Source organism: Lacihabitans soyangensis (assembly GCF_024343775.1).
Taxonomy (GTDB): Bacteria; Bacteroidota; Bacteroidia; order Cytophagales; family Spirosomataceae; genus Leadbetterella; species Leadbetterella soyangensis.
Genome location: NZ_RJUF01000069.1, coordinates 1 through 3,155, shown reverse-complemented (window position 1 = coordinate 3,155; position 3,155 = coordinate 1). Strand labels below are relative to the sequence as shown.

4 protein-coding genes and 1 pseudogene are annotated in these 3,155 nt (G+C 34.0%); 3 read left to right on the top strand and 2 right to left on the bottom strand.

Features of this window, described 5'->3' with window-relative positions; all coding sequences use genetic code 11:
* Positions 1 to 176: 176 nt before the first annotated feature.
* Positions 177 to 365, bottom strand: coding sequence for a hypothetical protein (locus EGI31_RS14215; protein WP_255037889.1), 189 nt, complete (start codon positions 363 to 365; stop codon positions 177 to 179).
* 89 nt (positions 366 to 454) lie between these two features.
* Complete coding sequence (locus EGI31_RS14210; RefSeq protein WP_255037888.1) at positions 455 to 658, bottom strand: hypothetical protein; 204 nt, start codon at positions 656 to 658, stop codon at positions 455 to 457.
* A gap of 60 nt (positions 659 to 718) precedes the next feature.
* Between EGI31_RS14210 and EGI31_RS14205 the strand changes: the two genes are divergently transcribed.
* The 3 genes and pseudogenes from EGI31_RS14205 to EGI31_RS14195 all read left to right on the top strand — a co-directional run.
* The gene (locus EGI31_RS14205; RefSeq protein WP_255037887.1) at positions 719 to 1,576 is read left to right on the top strand and encodes a sce7726 family protein; all 858 of its coding nucleotides are present in this window, start codon (positions 719 to 721) and stop codon (positions 1,574 to 1,576) included.
* A gap of 4 nt (positions 1,577 to 1,580) precedes the next feature.
* Positions 1,581 to 2,516, top strand: a complete 936-nt coding sequence (locus EGI31_RS14200; protein ID WP_255037886.1) for a sce7725 family protein — start codon at positions 1,581 to 1,583, stop codon at positions 2,514 to 2,516.
* Positions 2,517 to 2,520: 4 nt separating this feature from the next.
* A pseudogene (locus tag EGI31_RS14195) lies at positions 2,521 to 3,155 on the top strand (RES domain-containing protein); the annotation flags it as partial.

Genomic DNA, 3,155 nt, shown 5'->3' with positions numbered 1-3,155 from the left:
GACTTGGCTCGTTGCTGGTAGTTACTACGACCTCTGCTGACTTCTTCACTTAACCACTCGTGGTTGTGAAGACCTCCCCAGGTAAGAACATACTCTTTCATTCGATGCCTGCGAAATCTACTCTGATAGGTTTGTTGGCCACGGACTTTGTATTGATGTGCATACTTATCCACCTATCATAGCCTCTTATTCCGTTTCTGTAAGTCAGTACCGAATTTTGTAGTCTCGCTTTTGCCTGCGAAATCTACTCTGATAGGTTTGTTGGCCACGGACTTTGTATTGATGTGCATACTTATCCACCTATCATAGCCTCTTATTCCGTTTCTGTAAGTCAGTACCGAATTTTGTAGTCTCGCTTTCTTCACTGCATCCCTCACGAGAAACCAGCTTGCGACTTACTAACACACTTTACCAACTAGCATGTAAAGGACTCAGTCTTTTCGACTTGCACCTTCTAGAGTTTATTTGTACTTTCGTACTCGATGTCCATACTGGGCACACACATCGTATTGGCAATAGTGGGGCAGACAGTTGTAAAGTCAACATTTGTAATCCTATTAGGCATTTGTGCAAATGTTGGGCTGACGTTTTTCAAATGCCCCACCATCGCCAATACGTAGCCGTTGGTGGCAATGCTAAAAAGACGAATTTCCGACAAAAATGGCACGAATAAAACAAGAAAATAGTAAATTTGAACCGAATAATTAATAGCAAAGTAATGGAATACCAAATTAACCAATTAAGAGACTACTCCTCCTTGTTTTCAAGGAGTGAAGCTCTTTCTTGGCTAAAAATGGACTTCACTTCTATCAATTATAAAATTGAAAGATATGATGAAAAATGGTTGGAAGACCAAAATTCGACATATTTAGACTATCTGAAACACATATATTCTGTTCTAGCAGACAGTTACCAAAATGAATATATTTTCAAAAATGAATTCTTAAATACTTGGCTGATAAAAGAACTTGGTGAGACAAATTCTCAAATATTTAGTGAGTTTAGAGTGGGCAACTCTATTGCAGATTTGGCTATGTTCAATGGTTGCTCAAAAATTTTTGAGATAAAAACAGAATTTGATAGTGATTCTCGATTGAAGGTACAACTTCAAAACTACGAGAAGGCATTTAATCAGATATTTATTATTATACCTAAATCAAAGTTGAATATCTACGAGAAACAAGAAGCTTCGATTGGAATTATAACATATGACCCAAAGAGCGACAATTCATTTTCACTTCATCGCAATGCTAATGCAAATTTTGAAATAGAACCTTCAACTATTATGTCAATATTGCATACAAACGAATATAAATCCATTGTAAGTGAACATTACGGTTATCTGCCTCAAATGACAAGTTTTAATCAGTATAACGTTTGTAGCGAATTAATTTATGAAATCCCGTTGAATCAATTAAATAAGCTTTTCATTAAAACAATGAAAAAAAGAAGCTCATGCAATGCCTTATCATCTAGATATTACAAAGAGTTTAATCAGTTGTTTTTAGCTCTTAGAATGAATCGAAATTCAAAAAACAAAATGATAGAATCATTAAAAACAACTATTCAAATTTAAATATATGTACTATCCATTTTTAAGAGCGAGACAATTTGAACTAATAGCTTTAAGAGAGTTAGCAACAGAAGAAGCTACACAAGGAGTTATTATTCCGATTTTAGAGCCTGTTAAAGAAACTCACAACAATTTAAATTTAGCACATAAGGTTTTCCAAGAAAAAGGTCAAAGTGCATATCTTGTTGTTAACCCAAAGTTCGGTGAACTTGCAGGAGATAGCCAATTTTATATTGAATATCTCGCTACTTTAAATTATGAAGTATTTTTGCCAGCATTTCATTACAGGAATAATGCTGAATATATAAATCAAAGCATTGAGCAATTCGGTCTAACCAATTGTATGCTTATTTGTGAGAACGACATTGAAGGAGATGATACAAATTTCAAATCAATAGCAGAATTAGACGCAGTTAGTCTTATTACAGTTAACGATCCTGGAAGAAATAGGTCATTAAATAGGTATATAAGAGGTTTGCAAAAAGGCTTCATTAGACTTGATGACTTATTTGAAAAAAAAGATAGAAACAGTGATTTCCTTGACATCACAGAACATAGGTTTTCAGAAGAACATATTCATTATTCCACCGAAGGTTTTGAAGGGTTTTCAGATTATACTGTTTTACCAAGTGAATATGTTGAGGGAGGTAGTACACCTAGAGCAGTTGTGATTCATTTGACGTATTTAAATATTCAAAATGAAATATGGATTAGACATTTCACATCAGAAACCAATGACTCAATTGCCAATGTTCAAGGTAAGTTTGCAGAAGCAGCAGCCAAGGCTGTAAATTATTGCAGGCAGAATGGTCTATCTAATTCAGCGATAGCTGAATTAGAAACATATTTTGACACTGAACATTATCCCGGTTTAGGAACGGTAAAAAAACTATCTATCAAGAATCATTTATTGGTTTTAAGTAATTTTTTAAGAAATAGGTAGTTTTATGAAGGTTTGTGTAAATTGTTTTTTTGACAAAGAGCTTAAAGGGTTTATTTCTTCTTCATCTGAAATTGGAGACTGTGCTGTTTGCGAATCAAAAAACCAACCACTTCTAGACGTCTCTGAGTTATTTGATTTTTTTCAAGAGTTAGTAGATAACTTCAAAATTGATGAAAATGGAATGCCAATAGGTTCTAAAATTCAATCCAATTGGAGTTTTTTTAGCTCCCACGGTTCAGCCAACAAAATTCTGAATTATGTTCTTCCAAACTTACAGACAGAAGTAATTTCATCAAACATAAATGTTGAATACACTGATGATATTATAGAAAATTATGATCATTGGGAAATTCTGAAAGAGGAGTTAAAGTGGAAAAATAGGTTTGTAATTAATATTGAACGATTAGAAGAACTCGGTTGGGATGGATTTTTCAACACGCAATTCAAATTAAGTAAAGAAACACCTTTATTCCGTGCCAGACTACATCATCAAAGTGGTATGGTAGTATATAAAACTGAAGAAATGGCTTGTCCTCCGAAAGAGTTTGCAAGCGGAGGAAGAGCTAATCCATCAGGAATACCCTTTTTATATTTGAGCGATAATCCAGAAACTATATTATATGAAGTGAGAGCATCCTA